Here is a 17129-nt window from a genome sequence, read left to right on the forward strand (position 1 = left end):
CAACCTCGCGGGCGGCTTCGTGCTCCGCGGGAGCAGCGGCCCGCTTGGTGCCGCCCCGGCCCGGACGTTCTACAGTGAAGCCATGGAATCTCGAACCGACATGACCGCCGCCGACCTCCGCCGGACCCAGGCTCCGCTCAAGGAGCGCTACCGGGAGGACCCGGAGGCGGCACGCACGCCCCTGCACTCCCACGGCGACTTCCGGGACCCGGGCCTGACCACCACCGTCGACACGTGGGCCGGACCCGTGCGGGGCGGTCCGCACGCCGCCACCGGCGGCGACGGCAGCGACGCCTGCTCCGGGGACATGCTCCTCGACGCGCTGGTGGCGTGCGCGGGCGTGACCCTGCGCAGCGTCGCCACCGCGATGGGCGTGACGGTGCGCTCGGCGCAGCTGGAGGCGGAGGGCGTCTTCGACGCCCGCGGCACGCTGGGCATCGACCGCTCCGTGCCGGTGGGGGTGCAGGACGTCGTGCTGACCGCCCGCCTGGACACCGACGCGGACGACACCGCCCTCGAGCGGCTCGCGAGGTCGACGGAGCGGTACTGCGTGGTCAGCCAGAGCCTGAACACCGACGTGACGTTCGTCGTCGAGCGCGTGTAGCCGCCGCACCGCCGGGAACGGTCCCGGGGCCCCGGACCCGGGACCGTTCAGGCGAGGACCTGCCGCTTCGAGGAGATCACCCCGGTGTTGAAGCCCGCCAGGTGGAGCCCGCCGTGGAAGCGGGCGTGCTCGATCTTCACGCAGCGGTCCATGACCACCGTGAGCCCGCCCTCCTCGGCGATCCTCGCGGCCTCCTCGTGCCAGGAGCCCAGCTGCAGCCACAGCGTCTTCGCCCCGACGGCCACGGCGTCGCGGGCCACGTCCGGCAGGTCGTCGTGGCGCCGGAACGCGTCGACGACGTCGGGGGCCTCCGGCAGGTCCGCCAGGGACGGGTAGACGGGCCGGCCCATGATCTCCCGCAGCACCGGGTTGACGAAGTACACCCGGTAGGGCGAGGAGGACAGCAGGTAGGTCGAGACGAAGTACGAGGCGCGGGACGGCTTGTCGGAGGCGCCCACGATGGCGATCGACTCGCTGCCGTGCAGGATGTTCAGCCGCTCGGGGGCGCCGGGCCCCGTCCAGGTGCGGGTCTCGGCGGTCATCGGAGCGCTCCTTCGACGGTCGGGGCGGACTCCCGGGTCAGCCCGGTCGCCGCGGTGAGGGCCTGGTCCAGGTCCCAGAGGATGTCCTCGACGTCCTCGAGACCCACGGACAGGCGGATGAGGTCCGCCCGCACACCGGCCCGCTCGAGCTGCTCGGTGCTCAGCTGCTGGTGGGTGGTGGACGCCGGGTGCAGGACCAGGGTGCGGGCGTCGCCGATGTTGGCGAGGTGGCTGGCCAGCTGCAGGTTCTCGATGAACCGGGCGCCGACCTCGCGCCCGCCGAGCTGCTCCGAGGGGGCGACCCCGAACGCGAAGACCGCCCCCGGGCCCAGCGGCAGGTACTTGCGCGCCCGGTCGTGGTGGGGGTGGCTCGGCAGCCCGGCGTAGTTGACGTAGGAGACGCGCGGGTCGTCCTCGAGCCACCGGGAGACGGCCTGCGCGTTGGCCAGGTGCGCGTCCATGCGCTGCGGGAGGGTCTCCACGCCCTGGAGCAGGTTCCAGGCGGACTGGGGTGCCAGGGCGGGGCCGATGTCCCGCAGCTGCTCGGTGCGCAGCCTGGTCAGGAACCCGTACTCCCCGAAGTTCCCCCACCACGTGACGTCGTTGTAGGTCGGCACGGGCTCCGTCATGGAGGGGAAGTTGCCGTTGGCCCAGTTGAACCGTCCGGACTCGACGACGACGCCGCCCAGCGTGGTGCCGTGGCCGCCCAGGAACTTCGTGGCGGAGTGGATGACGATGTCCGCGCCGTGCTCGATGGGCCGGACGAGGTAGGGCGGGGTCATGGTCGAGTCGACGACCAGCGGCACGCCGGCCTCGTGCGCGACCGCGGCGAGGCCCTCGAGGTCGGCGACGTCCCCGGAGGGGTTCGCCACGACCTCCGTGTAGACGGCCTTCGTCCCGGGGCGCACCGCGGCCCGGTAGTCGGCGGGGTCCGTGCCGGGGACGAACGTGGTCTCGACGCCGAAGCGGCGCAGGGTGACGTCCAGCTGGGTGACCGTTCCGCCGTAGAGCTGGGCGGAGGCCACGATGTGGTCCCCCGCCTGGGCCAGGGCGGCGAAGACGAGGAACTCCGCGGACATGCCGGAGGCCGTGGCCACCGCGCCGATGCCGCCCTCGAGGGAGGCGATGCGCTCCTCGAAGGCCGCGACCGTGGGGTTGCCGATGCGGGAGTAGATGTTGCCGTACTTCTGCAGGGCGAAGAGGTTCGCGGCGTCGTCGGCGTCCTTGAAGACGAACGAGGTGGTCTGGTAGATCGGCACCGCGCGGGCCCCGTGCTCGGCGTCGGGCGTGCCCCCTGCGTGCAGGGCGCGCGTGCGGAACCCGAACTGGTGGTCTGCCATGGGAGGAACTCCTCGGGAGGTCGTGCCGCTGGGGTGGCCGTGCGGGGAGACCGGGGCCGGGAGCGTGCTGCTCCCCGCGCGGCAGCAGCAGTCGGTCTGCGACGTCGACCTCGGCTGCCGCGGCGTCGTCGATCCAGGTCTCGGAGCCGCTCGGGATGGCTGCCCTCCATTGTGCTGCCCCGGATCTCCCCGCGCCAACCGGGTCTCGTGCCAGGGCCCCCGGCCGCTGTCGCGCGGCCGGGGGCCCTGGTGGGTGCGGGGGTCAGATCACGAGGTCCAGTGCCCAGGGGCCGAGCAGCACGGTCATGATGGTGATGAGGATGACGCCCACCACGTTGAGCATCACCCCGCCGCGGACCATCTCGGTGATCTTGACCTGGCCGGTGGCGAAGACGATGGCGTTGGGCGGGGTCCCGACCGGGAGCATGAAGGCGCAGGTGGCGGCCAGGGCGGCGGGGATCAGCAGGGTCGTGGGGTCCACGCCGATGCCGACGGCGACCCCGCCCAGGATGGGGATGAAGGTCGCGGCCGTGGCGGTGTTGCTGGTGATCTCGGTGAGGAACAGGACCAGGAGCACCACCGCGGCCAGCAGCAGCACGATCGGCAGGGCCCCGAGGCCGGTGACCTGCTCGCCGATGAAGGCGTCGAGCCCGGTGCCGGCCACGGCCGAGGCCAGGGAGAGGCCGCCGCCGAAGAGCAGGAGCACGCCCCAGGGCAGGCCGTCCTCGGCGTCCTTCCACGCCAGGGTCATGTTCCCCTGCTTGTCCCCGGGCAGCAGGAAGAGCAGGACGCCGGCGCCGATGGCGATCACCGTGTCGTTGAACAGCGCCAGCCACGGCAGCTGTTCCCCGAGGGTGCCGATCCCGGAGAGCAGGCCGGGCACGATCCAGAAGAACGCCGCGGTCGCGAAGACCCCCAGCACGATCTTCTCGCCCTGGCTCATGGGGCCCAGGGCCGCGATCTCCTCGTCGATGAGCTCCTTGCCCCCGGGCACCTCGTCGAGGTGGAAGCGGAAGGCCACGCGGGTGATGATCAGCCAGGCGATCCCGATGAAGACCACGACCAGGGGCAGGCCGAGCATCATCCACTGGGCGAAGCCGATGGTCCGGTCCAGCTCCTCGCTGATGTAGCCGGCGACGATCGCGTTGGGCGGGCTGCCCAGCAGCGTGCCCAGCCCGCCGATGGAGGCCGCCCAGGCGATCGACAGGACCAGGGCCACCCCGAAGATCCGCACGTCGCGGTCGTCGACGACGTCGCTGATGGCCTTGCCGGAACGGATGTCCTCGCCCATGGCCTCGGTCTCGGCGCGCGTGCCCCCCTTGTGGCTGTTCTCCACCACGAGGGTCAGCACGCTCAGCCCGATCGGCAGCATCATCAGCGTGGTGGCCGTGTTGGACACCCACATCGACAGGAACGCGGTGGAGATCATCATGCCGAGGATGATCTGGCGGGGATGGGTGCCGACCCGCCGCAGGGTCAGCAGCGCGATGCGCCGGTGCAGGTTCCACTTCTGCATCGCGATCGCGATCAGGAAGCCGCCCAGGAACAGGAACACGATCGGGTTGGCGTAGGGGGCCGTGGCCTCGGCGGCGGTGAGCGCCGTGAGCATCGGGAAGAGCACGATCGGCAGCAGCGAGGTCACCGACAGCGGGATCGCCTCGGTGATCCACCAGACCGCCATGAGCGTTCCGACCGCGCCCACGACGCGGGCATCGGCCGAGAGCTCCGTGCCGCCCAGGAGGAACCAGACCACCACCGCCAGGACCAGCCCCAGCCCGCGGAAGAGCCAGGTCTTCCCGGGCGGGCGCTCCGGGCCCGTCTCCTCTGCCGCATGGTCGTACTGGCCCTGCTGGGGGACGACGCCCCGGGACTGCTCACTCATGTGTCTGCCCTCACACGTCATCGTGGTTTTCAGTGAAAACTAGCAGGGTGCACTCAGGCGGGCAAGGTATCGGAAGTGTCCTCACCGGTCCGTCGGCGTGTCGCGGTAGAGCCGCGGGAACCGGTGGCGCAGGTTCTCCCGGGCCACGGCCGAGAGGTTCTCGAGCGGCAGTCCGGCCGGGCAGACCTCCACGCAGTCGCCCAGCAGCGAGCACGGGCCGAACTCGTCCTCGGCCGCCTCGATGACCTTGGCGGAGCGCTCCCGGCGCTCGTCGTCGCTCGTGGCGAGCGGGGGCAGCTCGCGGAGCATCGTGCCCACGAACAGCTGGCCGGATCCGTTGGGGCAGGAGGAGATGCACGCGCCGCAGCTGATGCACCCGCCGTTGGCGAGCGCCTTCATGGCCACCGGGAACTTCCCGGCCTTCGCCACCCGGCGCAGGGCCTTCTTGTCCACGGAGAGGTCCTGCTTCACGGGCAGGGAGGCCGCCTGCAGGGGTTCGATCCGCACGCGGTCCCCGTCCCGGTAGGCGCCCAGGTGCTGCATGCAGCTGGCGGCGTTGCGCTCGGGGCCGTGGGCCACGCCGTCCACCGTCACGCCGCACTTGCCGCACACGCCCTCGCGGCAGCCGTCGTCGAAGACCACGGGCGTCTCGCCGGCGGCCTCGAGTCCGGCGTTGATGCGGTCGAGCAGCTCGAGCACGGTCATCTCCGCGTCCGCGTCCGGGACCCGGTAGGTCACCAGACGTCCCGGCTCGTCCGGGGAGGTCTGGCGCCACACGTCGACGGTCAGGGAGAAGGTGGTCACTCGCTCGGGTCCTTGTCGTGTGGGGAAGTCGTGCGGGGAGTCGTGCGGAGCAGGGGTCAGCGGACGGCGCGGGTCAGCACGGCCACCGGGATCGTGGTGTTGCCGGCGGCCACCAAGGCGGCGAAGGCGGTGGCGCCGAGGCGAAGCCGCCGCTGGAGCTCGCGGTCCCCGCCGACGCCGACGTCGTTGGCGATCTCCGGGATCCCGTGGGCCAGGTGGCCGGCCAGCGCCGCCATGGACGCGGCGTAGGCGGCGGCCACCGGCGGGCGGGACAGGCTGGCCACGAGGTTCCCGTAGGCGCTGCCGGGCTCGAAGCCCCGGGCCGCGGCCGGCCGGGCGCCGAGGGTCAGGTCCAGGATGTGGAAGACGGTGAACAGTCCCAGCACGCCGCCCGTGCTGCGCATCGACCGCTTCACGACCTCCCAGGGGGAACGACGACGCCCCCGCGGGCGCCGCCCGCCGCCCGGCAGCAGCGTGCCGTTGGCCCGCCAGGCGCGGACCGTGAGCACGGCCGCTCCGCCGGCGTGCACGACCAGGCTCGCGGCGAGCACCCCGCGTGCCGTCCACAAGAGGGTCCCGCGCGGCAGCACGGGGGCGCCCGCGGTGCGCAGGAACTCGGCGTAGGCGTCGAACTTCTCGGGCCCCTGGTACACCTTGAGGTTGCCCAGCATGTGTGCCAGCACGTAGCCGGAGAACACCGTGCCGGAGCCGGCCATGGCCAGCTTCAGGGCGGTGTTCGACAGCTCGGGCGGCGCGGGCAGCTCGGGGCGGGGGGTCGAGTTCACGGCATTCATCCTAGGCGGGGCGCCGACCGAGACGTCACAACTCTCAACGTCCTGGCGCGCGCGGTCACAGGCCGTCACGGGACCCGGCGCGAGGGCCGCCCGGCGGTCCCGGCTAGCCGCTCACGCCGTTCCTGAACTCCACATGGACGTGGCTCTGCTCGTCGAAGACCAGTGTGGCTCCGAGGCTCCTGCACAGGGACCTGATCCCCGCGTTGTCGCCCTGGATGTCCACCGCGTACCCGTGGCCGTGCTTGCTCGCCCCGGGGCGGGCGACGGGGGCCGCGGCGAGGTCGAACATCGTGGGGCTCCTCCTGCTCCTGCGCTTCAGGTCCGCCTGGTCGACGACCTTGCGGAAGGCGTCCTTCGCGCTGCGCAGCGCCTCGAAGCGACGGTGGGCCTCCTCGTAGGAGGAGCGGTCCTCGGGGCGGCCCACGGGACCGCTCGTGTACCCGGTCGCGGGGTCCGGCCGGCAGCCCATGAGGCTGGAGCGGACGGCCAGCAGCTTCTTGCGGTCGGCGTCCGCCACGGGAAGCGTCAACGAGTGGTCCACCATCTGGAGCAGGTACTCCCAGTGGTAGTTGACCTTCCAGAACTGGTCGGAGTCGGACAGGAACCCGCCGATGATCCTGGCGCGCAGGCCGCCGAGGTGGGGGAGCAGACTGTCGATGACGCGCGTGGTCACGGCAGTCTCCTTGACCCGGGGGTCGACCCGCTCGGCGCGCAGCGACCGGTCGGCCCGGCGCGTCTCGGTGCTCTCGCCCGTCCCGCGCCCGGTGGTCCCGCCGCGCAGCCGGCGGAAGGTTCGTCCGCCGGGATCGACCCGGCCGTCGGGGGAGGACATCGAGAGGAACCGGGTCTGGAAGTGCCGGATCGCCTCGACGGTCGCGGGTCCGTTCCGCCCGTCCTCGGCCAGCGTGCGGAGCGGGCTGAGGTTCTGACGGTTCAGCAGGTGCTGCACGAGCCGGACGTCGGCCGCGAGGTTGTCCCCGTGGTCTCCGACCGATCCCTGGATCTCGCTCATGGTCCCTCGACCCCTCTCCGGGCCGGATGCACCGGGCCCGGCGCGGGGGTGCCCGGAGACCCGTGCCGGTTCCGCCGCCCCATGGCGGGAGGAGGGGCCGCGTACCGACAGGTTATTCCGCCCGCACGGTGCCGTCGAGTGTTTTCCTGATGTCGACGGAGGCCCCCGGGAAATGGACCCGCCGTATCGACGCGCTTTCCGGGAGGACGGGAGTCCTTTGGCGGGGTGGCCCCGGAATTCATCAAAAGGAAATGTATTGCGGATTCATCACGAGTGCATTCGCGAATATCACCCGGCGGTAAACTCGCGCTATTCGGTGACCATGATTCACGGGCTGTTCCACCAGAAGGAGATCGTCATGGCAACCCAACCGGGACGAGAACTGTCCTCCATCGACTTCGAGGCCATGCTGGGCGGGCCGCTGCGGGCGGTGGTCAATGCCCAGGCCCAGGCCGCGATGAGCTCGGTGAACTTCATCAAGTCCGTGGGCTTCCGTCAGGGCGACGCCGCGGACCCGGCGAAGGCGCAGACAGGGGACCCGATCTACGTCTCGTTCAAGTACCCGAAGGAGGTGGCGCCCTTCCGGCCCGAGACCGAGGCCCGGGTGACCGGTGTGCGGGTCACCACGCCGGGCACCGGCTACACCGCGGCGCCGACGGTCACCGTCTCCGACGAGGGGGAGGGGTCGGGGCTCGCGGTGACCGCGGTCATCGGCGCCGGCGGCGACGTCACCTCCGTCGTCGTCGACGACCCGGGAAGCGGCTACGCCAAGGCGCCGAAGCTCGCCGTCGAGGCGCCCGCGGACGGGACCAGGGCGGTCCTGGAGGCCGTGTTCGAGGAGGCCCGCCCGGCCGTCCCCGCGCAGTTCCAGAACATGGTGCTGGAGGTGCCCATCCTCACGATGCTCCCGATCCCGTTCATCCGGATCGAGGAGACCACGATCGACTTCAACGCCAAGATCAACTCGGTCGAGGAGGTCAAGACCGACGAGTCCTTCAAGCTGGACGCCTCCCTGGACGCGACCGTGAAGTACCCACCCCTGTTCTCCGTCGCCTCCGTCAAGCTCAAGGTCTCGACGTCCTACCAGAAGAACACCCAGACCGGCACGAAGGTGGACCGCACGTACTCGATGGCGGTGCACATCCGAGCCGTGCAGGACGAGATGCCGGCCGGCATGGAGAAGATCCTCGGCATCCTCGAGGACGCCATCAAGGCGCAGCCGGCCAAGGCGCCCGCGCCCGTCGAGAGCTGACGGACGCCGTGCGGAACGGACGCTGACGATGCCCAAGCTCGGGGAGGTCATCGGGGCGCTGCTCACCGACGCGGTGCAGGCGCGGATGCAGGCCGACCTCGAGGCGGTGCGCATCGCCGAGGCCTACAGCCGCAACGACCTCCTGAAGCACCTCCCCGTGCCCCGCTTCCGGCTGCCGGAGATCACCGTGGACCTGCCCGTCCTGGTCACCGCGGTGGGCGGCCTGCCCGAGAGCGGCGGGGGTCCACCTCCCGGCAAGGTGCCCCCCGACCGGCCGCCCGTCGAGCGGCCCCCGTTCGAGAAGCCGCCCTTCGGCGACGTGACCAAGGCCGTGAACGAGGGGCTCAAGCACTCCGGCGTGCACGTCTCGCGCCCCGACCTGGCCAAGGTCTCCAGCGCGGCGTTCCGGCGGGCCAAGGAGATGTTCGAGTCGGGGGACCGCGTGCTCCTGGACCCCGACGAGACGGCCTCCACGCTGGCCGACGTCGTGGCCGAAGCGGTCCGGGCCCCGGCCGGCGGGCTCTCCGACCCGCGGCTCGAGGAGGTGCGGGCTGCGACGACGGCCTCGCTGAAGGACTTGATCGCCAGCAGGCTCGTCGTGTCGATGGGTCTGCAGGTGCGGGCCGCGACGGGTGAGATCAAGTCCCACGGACACAACGAGAGCGTGATGCACCTGCGGCTCACGATCACGGAGGACGCCTACGAGGTGGTGGCCCGCGACGACGGGCATGGCTACTACCTGACGCCGGAGTAGACCCGTGGTGCTCAACGTCGTCCAGTACGAGGAGATCAACGTCCTCCTGCAGCAGGTGCCGCAGCTCGTCGACCGTCTGCAGGAGCGCCGCTCCGACTACCCTGCGGCAGTGCTCTCCTGGCTCCGGCGGGCCGAGACGGCGATGGAGAACAACCGCCTGCCGGCCTCCTCGCAGCTCGCGGCCTGCCGTGCCGTCCTGCTCGAGGCGGACCGGGGCGTGCGCCACCCCGAGATCGAGTTCACCGGCCGGCCGACCGCCCGGAAGGTGCGGGACGCGGCCGCCAGCTGGGTGCTGGAGCGAAGCAGCGCCCTGCTGCACTCCGTGATCGCCGAGCGGCAGGCCGTCTTCCAGGAGGCCGAGCGCATCGCCCAGCAGGTGGTGGCCGTCGCCGTCGCCAAAGGGCTGTTGGAACGGTGCGCCGGGCTCCCGCACCAGCAGTTCCTGGAGTGCGTGCAGCGGCAGGTGGCGCAGGACCCGGACCTCGCGAGCGTCCACACCCACCTCGTGGCCCTGGTGGGGCGCACCGACGAGCTCATCTTCGTCGACCGCGCCCTCGGCCGGATCGGCTGACCCCGGTGCCCCGCCGTCCGGCCCGGGCGGGGGTGAGCCCGGCCCGGTCCGCGGCCGGGCTCAGTGCTCCTTCTGCAACGCCTCCGCCACGGCGCGCCCCAGCTTCTCGTAGTCGAGGGGCTGGGCCTCCCGCCCGGCGAGGAATTCCTCGGCGGCCTTCGCCACGGCGTCGAGCTTGGCGTTGACCTGGGCGAAGTTCTGGGGGTTCCACGCGATCTCCGCGGCGAGGGACGTCCTCTTCTTCCGGTCCGCCGTCTCGAACTTCTGGTCGAGCACCGCCTTCGAGATGGCACGCTCGAACTCCTGCCGGTTCTTGTACCAGGCCATGATCTCCTCCAGTGGATCGAGCGGCGTCGTGCCGCCGGTGGTGCCGCCGGTGTGCCCGAGGGTGACGACGACGGGTCCCAGCTTCAGGTAGGCGTCGGGGTCGACCCGCCCGAACATCCCGTTGTGCCACTCGAAGGCCGTCGGGATGACCTCGAAGTGCAGGTGCGGACCCGTGCTGCCCCCGGTGTTCCCCGACCGGGCGATCCGCTGTCCCTGCGCCACGGTGTCGCCGGCGTTGAGCCGGGTCTCCTCGAGGTGGGCGTACACCCCGAGGAAGGGCCCGTGGTCCACGACGACGACGATGCCGGCGAAGTTCTTCGCGATGTACCACCGGCAGGCCCATCCGGCGTGGGAGTCGTCGCCGGGCAGCTTCGTCGCCCAGTCCGCCCAGAGCACCGTTCCGGGGCCCACCGCGTAGACGTCCGTGCCGCGCCGGCAGTCGTAGTCCCGGCCGGTGTGGCCGTTGGGCTGGTAGTTGCCGAAGGTCCTGATCAGCCAGTGGTCGGGCGGCAGGACGGCCGTCGGGTTGTCCTTCCAGTCCTGCGAGACGCGGACGCCGTCCGGGACGGGGCGGGTGTATCCGGCGATCTGTGAGGGCAGCGGGGAGGCCGCGTCGGCGATCCCGTAGGGCTCGCGCGAGTCGTAGACGGACGGCGGCACCTGCGGGGCCCCGCCCCACTGCTGGTCCCCGCCGGTGGTCACGTGGATGTGGTCGGAGTGCGGCGACGTCCCCGCGTAGGCGGTCCAGGTCCAGTCGGTGTGGAAGCCCGCGATGCGCGGCTCGGGCGTGGTCGTCCTCGAGAGGTCGTGGATCACGTAGCCGCGCCGTGAGAACGGGTGCCGTCCGGCGGCGCCGAGCCGGCGCAGGTGCTCGGCCAGCCACAGGGCGTCGCCGACCTCCAGCCCCGTGCCGTCGGCCTCGATGTCCACGCCGATGTCGTAGGCGTGGGCGACGCCGTGGCGGTCCGGGAAGTGGCCGCCGGTCTGCCCGTCGCGCGCCGACTCCGGATAGCCGGTGACGAATCCTTTGTTCTGCTCCCGGCCACCGAACCGCGTCCGGATCTCGGCCTGCAGCTGCTGGCACATTCCGTCGGCCCGGCGGTACGGGACGGACATGTTCACCATGGTTCCGCCCTCACTGTTCCGTGGCCGTGAGCGACCCGCGGAATTGTGCCGGGCGGTCCGCCGGAATGCGGTTCCCGGCAATTCCCGTCAATTGATCCGGAATTCCCGTGAAACGGTCGGCAATTCTCCGGGGATTTCCGGGAAATGCCCGGGGCGGACGTGCCGAACAGGCCGCCGGCGGTTTGCTTCTCACGCGCGTGGGCATTTCCAGCTCACGATCAATATCGTCGTGGATATCGGGGCGGCGGTGGTCCGCCGGTGCCGGACGGGTGGCTGCCCGGGACGGTCGCCCGCAGTCGGGACGCAACGGTGAAAGAGGGGTGTTCGGGGGGCCCGCGTCTCTCGGCACCATTGAACCGCAGGCCCCGGGGGAAGTCGAGAAGATTTTTTGCTGTTGCGAACCATTGCGGCGCCGCCGGACGAGGGGGCACGCGTCGCGCGTCTCCACCTGCGCCGGTCGTGCGTCTCCACCACGCGGAGGGCGCGTTCTGCCGGACGCCGCGACCGGCGGAGCGCCCGTCCCCGGGATGGGGGAGTGCCGTACGGCGCTGCTCGCCGTGGGGCCGGGTCAGGGGCGCAACCCCGACACCACCTGCGCGATGTGCTCCAGCGCCTCCTCGTTCTGCAGCGAGGACCGGTCGCCGAGCGGCTCGCCCTCCCACAGCTGGCCGAGCAGGCGGCGGGTGATCTTCCCCGACCTGGTCTTGGGGAGGTCCGGCACCGCCACGACGGCCTTGGGCTTGGCGATCGGGCCGATCTCGTGGGCCACGTGCTCCCGCAGCGCCGCGGCGAGCTCCGCCGCGGGCACAAGCGCGCCGTCGGGGGTGAGGACGACGTAGGCGAGCACGGCGTGACCCGTCAGCTCGTCCCGCACGGGCGCCGCGCCCGCCTCCACCACCCACGGGTGGGTGACGAGCGCCGACTCGATCTCGATGGTGGACAGCCGGTGCCCGGAGACGTTGATGACGTCGTCGACGCGCCCGAGGATGTAGACGTCGCCCTCCTCGTCGTAGCGGGCCCCGTCCCCGGCGAGGAACCAGCCCTGCTCGGCGTAGGCCTGCCAGTAGGAGGAGAGGTAGCGCTGCGGGTCGCCCCACACGGTGCGGGCCATGGAGGGTCCGGTCCGGTCCACCACGATGAAGCCCTGCACACCGGGCGGGACGGTCCGGCCGGCCTCGTCGACCACGCGCGTGGAGATCCCCGGGACCGCGCGCGTGGCGCAGCCGGGCTTGAGCGCGGTGCGCGGGGCGTCGTCGTCGAACGTCCCCGGGGGCGCGAACTGGGGGTCGTGCGGGCGCGGGGACATCACGGTGGAGCCGGTCTCGGACTGCCACCACGTGTCCACGAAGGGGACCTCGTCCCTGCCCAGCTGGGCCCGCAGCCAGCGCCACGCCTCCGGGTTGATGGACTCCCCCACGGAGCCGAGCAGCCGGATCGAGTTGAGGTTGTAGAGCGGCGGCACGCCCTTGGGGAACGCGCCCATGAGGGAGCGGACGAGGGTCGGGGCGGTGTAGTAGGTCGTGACCCCGTAGCGCTCGATCACCTCGAAGTGCCGCCCCCAGTCCGGGGTGTTGGGCGTGCCCTCGTAGATCACCTCGGACACGCCGTTGACCAGCGGTCCGTAGATCTCGTAGGTGTGCGCGGTGACCCACGCCAGGTCCGCGGTGCACCAGTGGACCGTGGAGTCCACCTTGGCCGGGTCGTTGACGGTGGACAGCTCGTCGGGGCGCAGCACCCCCTCGTCGTCCGGCACGTCCGGGAGGAGGTCGAACAGCAGCGCGTGGGTGTAGGCGGCCTGCACGAGGTAGCCGCCCATGGTGTGCACCAGGCCCTTGGGCCGGCCGGTGGTGCCGGACGTGTAGATGACGAACAGCGGGGTCTCCGCGTCGAAGGCCACCGGGACGTGCACGTCGGACTGCTCCGCGATCAGCTCGTGCCACCACACGTCGCGCCCGCGCGTCCACGGGACGGCGTCCTCCTCCTTCGAGTGCGTCCCCCGGGTGCCCCTGGGCAGGTCCGTCCGGCCCGGCCGGGAGGTGCGGCGGACGACGACGACGTGCTCGATCGCGTTCTCGCCGCCGCACGCCTCGTCGGCGGTGGCCTTGACGGGCACCACGGCCCCGCGCCGGTTCTGCCCGTCCGTGGTCACGAGGACCTTCGCCCCGGTGTCCTCGACGCGGAAGCGCAGCGCCTCGGCGGAGAAGCCCCCGAACACCAGCGAGTGCACGGCACCGATGCGGGCGCAGGCCAGCGTGATGACCACCGTCTCCGGGATGACCGGGAGGTAGATCACCACCCGGTCGCCCTGCTCCACGCCCAGGGCGAGCAGGGCGTTGGCGGCGCGGGAGACCTCCCGTTGCAGGTCCGCGTACGTGAGCACGAGCCGGTCGCCGGGCTCGCCCTCGAAGTACAGGGCCACGTGCGAGCCGCGGCCGGCCTCGACGTGGCGGTCCACGCAGTTGTGGGCGACGTTGAGCTTCCCGCCCTCGAACCACGCGATCTCCGGGACGGACCACGTGGGGCTGCCGTCCTCGTCCTCCCCGATCCGCCGCGGCGCCTCGAAGCGGTGCGCGGTCGTCCAGGGCTCGGCCCAGTCCAGCCGGGACGCCTGCCCCTCCCAGAAGGCGACCCGCGCCTCGTCGGAGACGAGCGCGGGGTTCGGGGCGGGGGAGTGCGGGTTGCTCCAGCTCTGGCTCACGGTGCTGCGGTCCTTTCCTGCCGGCGCTGACCCGGGCACTGTGGCAGGTCCGTGTGACGGGCACGTTGCACGGAGCTCCGGATGCTCGGGAACGGCTCCACCGGTCCTGGCGCCTCGCACGGATCCGTGCCGGCTTCTGCGACGTCGGCGAGCCAGGTCTCTCGGCCGCTCGGGGTGGTGACCGGATCATTGAACGCCGTTCCCGCCCCCGCTGGCAAATACCGGGCTCCCGGCCCCTCCCGGCCCGGCCCCGTCACGACGTGGTCGACGAGGTCCCGCTGCGTGATGCGGACCTCGGTCCACCCCGCAGCCTGGGTCCGCCGTTGCCGGCGGATGTCGATCTCCCGCTGTCCGGGGCGGTCGTGGTGGGCGCCCTCGTCCTGGACGCTGACGCGGGCCGCCTCGACGGCGATGTCGGGGAGGACCTCCGTGCCGTCCGGTGCGACGATCCTGAGGTCCAGGGCAAGACCGGCGATCCCGTGCTCCTGGAGCAGCAGGCGCAGCTCGGTCTCGGGCGCCGAGTCCGCACCCGGGACCGAGAGCTCCACGGCGGTCCGCAGCCTGCGCACCCCGCGATGCCCGGGCCAGCGGTCCAGGGACCGGATCAGCTCGGGACGTGCGAGGAGGGGAGGGATCCCGCTGCGCAGCCCGTGACGGTGCTCGCACACCACGCCGTCGTCGGCCCGGGTGAGGTGCAGGGGCTCGGGGTCCTGCATCCGGCGCGGCAGGCGCAGGCCCCACAGCAGGCCGGCACCGGCGTGGCCGACCACGGCGTGCGGCGTGAGCCGGAGGACCGGCCTGGCACGGGCCGTCAACCGTCCGGCGGGAGAAGGGTCCGTGTCCTGTCCGCCGCGGACCACCTCGTGCACGCCGCGGGAGACGGTGCCGTACCGGCGTCGTCGTCGCTGTGAGGCGGTGACGCCGAGGGCGTCGGCCTCGTGGACGGTGAAGGGCCCGAGGGCCAGGGCTGCGGGAACAGGGCGGGGAGCGGGCACGGGAGCAGTCAAGCCGGATGGTGCCGCCGCGTGCGGCGGATCCGCACGGAGGTGGAGTCCGAGTCCCCGGGGAAGTGCGCGCGAGACCGGCGCCGGCGCCCGCGAGATCGCGGAAGCCGGCCACGCGGCACCCCCCGGTGGCCCTCTTCCGCCAACTCGCGGGGAGGGCGGGAGGGGCGGGCGCCCTCGCGGGACGCGGGCCGTCGTGTCAGGCTGGAGGCATGGACGACAACGACCCGGCCGTGATCGACCGTCTGCTGACACGGCCGGGCCGGTGGGCCGTGGTGGGGCTGACCGGCAATACCGCACGGCCGGCCCACTCGGTGGCCGTGCGGATCCGGGACGACCTCGGCATGACGATCGTGCCGGTGAACCCCAAGGGCGAGGCCGTCCACGGGGAGCCCGGGTTCCGGACGGTCGGGGAGGTCCCCGGACCCGTCGACGTCGTCGACTGCTTCGTCAACTCCCGCCGCGTGGGCAGGGTCGTGGACCAGGCCATCGAGGCAGGCGCCGGGGCGGTCTGGATGCAGCTGGGCGTCCTCGACCGCGCCGCCGCCGCGAGAGCCGAGCGGGCGGGCCTCGAGGTCGTCGTGGACGCGTGCCCGCTGATCGAGCTGCGGGCCCGGCTGCGCCGTGGCTGGCGGCTGGAGCCGGGCCGCACGCCGCCGCTGTCCCCGCCCGCCTGAGCCGTGCCGGCCCGGCACCGCGGGCGGCCCGGGTTGTCCCCGACGCGGGGGAACCCGGTAAGCTGATCGGCGACGACGATGACGAGACCCGACGTGAAGCTCTGGCTGGTCGGGCGGCAACCCTCTCCCGTAGCGGGGTGCCCCAGATGAGCATCGGGCCGCGGTGAACCCACTCCGCGGCAAGTACGGCGCCCAGCACAGTGCGTCGGATCCGCGGGCAGGTCTCAGGACGCACGGGACGCGGGTCACGAGCCATCCGAGAGGATCACCCATGAGCAAGCGCATCGCCCTGAACGCCTTCGACATGACCTGCGTCGGCCACCAGGCCCCCGGTCTGTGGAAGCACCCGCGTTCGCGGGCCGACGAGTACAACACCATCGAGTACTGGACGGACGTCGCCCAGCTGCTCGAGAAGGGCCTGTTCGACGCGATGTTCCTCGCCGACGTCGTCGGCTACTACGACGTCTACAAGAACTCGGCGGCGCCGGTGATCAAGGACGCCACGCAGATCCCGGTCAACGACCCCTTCATGCAGATCTCGGCGATGGCCGCCGTGACGAAGCACCTGGGCTTCGGGGTGACCAGTGCGATCACCTACGAGCAGCCGTACCCGCTGGCCCGGAAGTTCGCGACCCTCGACCACCTCACCCGGGGCCGGATCGGCTTCAACGTGGTCACCTCCTACCTGAAGTCCGCGGCGGAGAACCACGGGCTCAACGACCAGATCTCCCACGACGAGCGGTACGAGATCGCCGAGGAGTTCATGGACGTCTGCTACAAGCTCTGGGAGGGGTCCTGGGAGGAGGGGGCGGTCAAGCGCGACCGCAGGAACGGGGTCTTCGCCGACCCGGCCCTCGTGCACCCCATCCAGCACCACGGCAAGTACTTCGACGTCCCGGGCATCGGGCTCACCGAGCCGTCCCCGCAGCGCACACCGCTGATCTTCCAGGCCGGCGCCTCCCCGCGCGGCCGCGCGTTCGCCGGGCGCCACGCCGAGGCGGTGTTCGTGGGCGGGATCCGCCCGGACCTCACGCGCGTGGTCACCGACAAGCTGCGCGACGAGGCGGAGGCCAACGGCCGTCACCGGGACGACCTCAAGATCTTCGCCATGCTGCACGTGATCGTCGACGAGACGGACGCGAAGGCCGAGCAGAAGCGCCGGGACTACGAGCAGTACGCCGACACCGACGGCGCGCTGGGCCTCGTGGGCGGCTGGTCCGGCGTGGATCTGGGCCGCTACGACGAGAACGACGTCCTCGAGTACATCAAGACGGAGTCCATCCAGTCCTTCCTCACCCCGTTCACGACGGCGGACCCGAACAAGAAGTGGACGGTCAAGGAGGTCGCCAAGCACATCTCCATGGGCGGCATGGGTGTGCCGATCGTCGGTTCCCCCCAGACCGTGGCGGACGAGCTCGAACGGTGGATCGACGACGGCGGTCTGGACGGGGTCAACCTCGCCTACCACGTGTCCCCCGGCTCGTTCGAGGACTTCATCGAGTGGGTCGTCCCGGAGCTGCAGAAGCGCGGCCGCTACCGGACCGCCTACGAGGGCACCACGCTGCGCGAGAACCTCTACGGCCAGGGCCAGACCCGGGTGCTCGACACGCACCCGGCCGCGCGGTACCGGGGCGCGTACGCGGGCAAGCCCTCCGCCGCGGACACCCCCGCCCGCGAGCTGATCTTCTGAGCCGCGGCGCGGCGCGCTGAGCGCCGCGTGCTCGACGCCGGAGGGCGCCCCCG

General features: G+C 72.0%; 15 protein-coding genes and 1 riboswitch. Of the genes, 6 read left to right on the forward strand and 9 right to left on the reverse strand.

Translation table 11 applies throughout. The features are described 5' to 3' along the window. Positions 1-82: 82 nt before the first annotated feature. Positions 83-604, forward strand: a complete 522-nt coding sequence (locus ACH9EU_RS15720; protein WP_396414840.1) for an OsmC family protein — start codon at positions 83-85, stop codon at positions 602-604. 47 nt (positions 605-651) lie between these two features. Here the strand turns inward: ACH9EU_RS15720 and ACH9EU_RS15725 are convergent, their stop codons facing one another. The 6 genes from ACH9EU_RS15725 to ACH9EU_RS15750 form a co-directional block, all read right to left on the reverse strand. Further along, positions 652-1146, reverse strand: a complete 495-nt coding sequence (locus ACH9EU_RS15725) for a CoA-binding protein (RefSeq protein ID WP_396414841.1) — start codon at positions 1144-1146, stop codon at positions 652-654. Continuing rightward, entirely contained in the window at positions 1143-2486 is a 1344-nt protein-coding gene (locus ACH9EU_RS15730) for an aminotransferase class I/II-fold pyridoxal phosphate-dependent enzyme (protein ID WP_396414842.1), read from the reverse strand. The genes ACH9EU_RS15725 and ACH9EU_RS15730 overlap by 4 nt, the downstream gene beginning before the upstream one ends. Positions 2487-2748: 262 nt before the next feature. After that, complete coding sequence (locus ACH9EU_RS15735; protein WP_396414843.1) at positions 2749-4368, reverse strand: SLC13 family permease; 1620 nt, start codon at positions 4366-4368, stop codon at positions 2749-2751. Positions 4369-4449: 81 nt separating this feature from the next. After that, positions 4450-5172 (reverse strand): 2Fe-2S iron-sulfur cluster-binding protein, encoded by a 723-nt coding sequence (locus tag ACH9EU_RS15740; protein WP_396414844.1) that lies wholly within the window; start codon positions 5170-5172, stop codon positions 4450-4452. Between the two features lie 56 nt (positions 5173-5228). Beyond that, complete coding sequence (locus ACH9EU_RS15745) at positions 5229-5966, reverse strand: succinate dehydrogenase (protein ID WP_396414845.1); 738 nt, start codon at positions 5964-5966, stop codon at positions 5229-5231. Between the two features lie 103 nt (positions 5967-6069). After that, complete coding sequence (locus tag ACH9EU_RS15750; RefSeq protein ID WP_396414846.1) at positions 6070-6978, reverse strand: peptidoglycan-binding protein; 909 nt, start codon at positions 6976-6978, stop codon at positions 6070-6072. Between the two features lie 358 nt (positions 6979-7336). Here ACH9EU_RS15750 and ACH9EU_RS15755 point away from each other — a divergent pair, with 358 nt between their 5' ends. The 3 genes from ACH9EU_RS15755 to ACH9EU_RS15765 are packed head-to-tail and all read left to right on the forward strand — an operon-like array spanning position 7337 to position 9555. After that, the gene (locus ACH9EU_RS15755; protein WP_396414847.1) at positions 7337-8230 is read left to right on the forward strand and encodes a DUF2589 domain-containing protein; all 894 of its coding nucleotides are present in this window, start codon (positions 7337-7339) and stop codon (positions 8228-8230) included. Between the two features lie 28 nt (positions 8231-8258). Next, positions 8259-8984: a hypothetical protein gene (locus tag ACH9EU_RS15760; protein ID WP_396414848.1), complete on the forward strand. Its 726-nt coding sequence runs from the start codon at positions 8259-8261 to the stop codon at positions 8982-8984. A gap of 4 nt (positions 8985-8988) precedes the next feature. Continuing rightward, positions 8989-9555 carry a hypothetical protein gene (locus tag ACH9EU_RS15765; RefSeq protein WP_396414849.1) on the forward strand — a complete coding sequence of 189 codons (567 nt, stop codon included), beginning with the start codon at positions 8989-8991 and terminating at the stop codon, positions 9553-9555. 60 nt (positions 9556-9615) lie between these two features. Here the strand turns inward: ACH9EU_RS15765 and ACH9EU_RS15770 are convergent, their stop codons facing one another. The 3 genes from ACH9EU_RS15770 to ACH9EU_RS15780 all read right to left on the reverse strand — a co-directional run bounded on the left by ACH9EU_RS15770 (position 9616) and on the right by ACH9EU_RS15780 (position 14700). Continuing rightward, positions 9616-10998: a peptidoglycan DD-metalloendopeptidase family protein gene (locus ACH9EU_RS15770; protein ID WP_396414850.1), complete on the reverse strand. Its 1383-nt coding sequence runs from the start codon at positions 10996-10998 to the stop codon at positions 9616-9618. A 577-nt stretch (positions 10999-11575) separates the two neighbouring features. Continuing rightward, a complete protein-coding gene (locus ACH9EU_RS15775; protein WP_396414851.1) occupies positions 11576-13705 on the reverse strand; it encodes an AMP-binding protein in 2130 nt (709 codons plus the stop codon). Then, positions 13702-14700, reverse strand: coding sequence for a hypothetical protein (locus tag ACH9EU_RS15780; protein WP_396414852.1), 999 nt, complete (start codon positions 14698-14700; stop codon positions 13702-13704). Before ACH9EU_RS15780 ends, ACH9EU_RS15775 begins: the two co-directional genes overlap by 4 nt. Positions 14701-14921: 221 nt before the next feature. On the opposite strand from ACH9EU_RS15780, the gene ACH9EU_RS15785 reads away from it, so the two are divergent. Then, entirely contained in the window at positions 14922-15386 is a 465-nt protein-coding gene (locus ACH9EU_RS15785; protein ID WP_396414853.1) for a CoA-binding protein, read from the forward strand. A 77-nt stretch (positions 15387-15463) separates the two neighbouring features. Further along, positions 15464-15578: riboswitch (SAM riboswitch) on the forward strand. A gap of 79 nt (positions 15579-15657) precedes the next feature. After that, entirely contained in the window at positions 15658-17076 is a 1419-nt protein-coding gene (locus tag ACH9EU_RS15790) for an NtaA/DmoA family FMN-dependent monooxygenase (RefSeq protein ID WP_396414854.1), read from the forward strand. The last annotated feature ends 53 nt before the right edge of the window (positions 17077-17129 follow it).

Origin of the sequence: Kocuria rhizosphaerae (genome assembly GCF_044462265.1) — a bacterium.
Lineage (GTDB): Bacteria > Actinomycetota > Actinomycetes > Actinomycetales > Micrococcaceae > Kocuria > Kocuria rhizosphaerae.

Coding starts and splice junctions, on each gene's coding strand:
- ACH9EU_RS15755 (WP_396414847.1), top strand. CDS start 7,337: ATGGCAACCCAACCGGGACGAGAACTGTCCTCCATCGACTTCGAGGCC.
- ACH9EU_RS15720 (WP_396414840.1), top strand. CDS start 83: ATGGAATCTCGAACCGACATGACCGCCGCCGACCTCCGCCGGACCCAG.
- ACH9EU_RS15785 (WP_396414853.1), top strand. CDS start 14,922: ATGGACGACAACGACCCGGCCGTGATCGACCGTCTGCTGACACGGCCG.
- ACH9EU_RS15725 (WP_396414841.1), bottom strand. CDS start 1,146: ATGACCGCCGAGACCCGCACCTGGACGGGGCCCGGCGCCCCCGAGCGG.
- ACH9EU_RS15735 (WP_396414843.1), bottom strand. CDS start 4,368: ATGAGTGAGCAGTCCCGGGGCGTCGTCCCCCAGCAGGGCCAGTACGAC.
- ACH9EU_RS15770 (WP_396414850.1), bottom strand. CDS start 10,998: ATGTCCGTCCCGTACCGCCGGGCCGACGGAATGTGCCAGCAGCTGCAG.
- ACH9EU_RS15745 (WP_396414845.1), bottom strand. CDS start 5,966: ATGAATGCCGTGAACTCGACCCCCCGCCCCGAGCTGCCCGCGCCGCCC.
- ACH9EU_RS15760 (WP_396414848.1), top strand. CDS start 8,259: ATGCCCAAGCTCGGGGAGGTCATCGGGGCGCTGCTCACCGACGCGGTG.
- ACH9EU_RS15790 (WP_396414854.1), top strand. CDS start 15,658: ATGAGCAAGCGCATCGCCCTGAACGCCTTCGACATGACCTGCGTCGGC.
- ACH9EU_RS15730 (WP_396414842.1), bottom strand. CDS start 2,486: ATGGCAGACCACCAGTTCGGGTTCCGCACGCGCGCCCTGCACGCAGGG.
- ACH9EU_RS15750 (WP_396414846.1), bottom strand. CDS start 6,978: ATGAGCGAGATCCAGGGATCGGTCGGAGACCACGGGGACAACCTCGCG.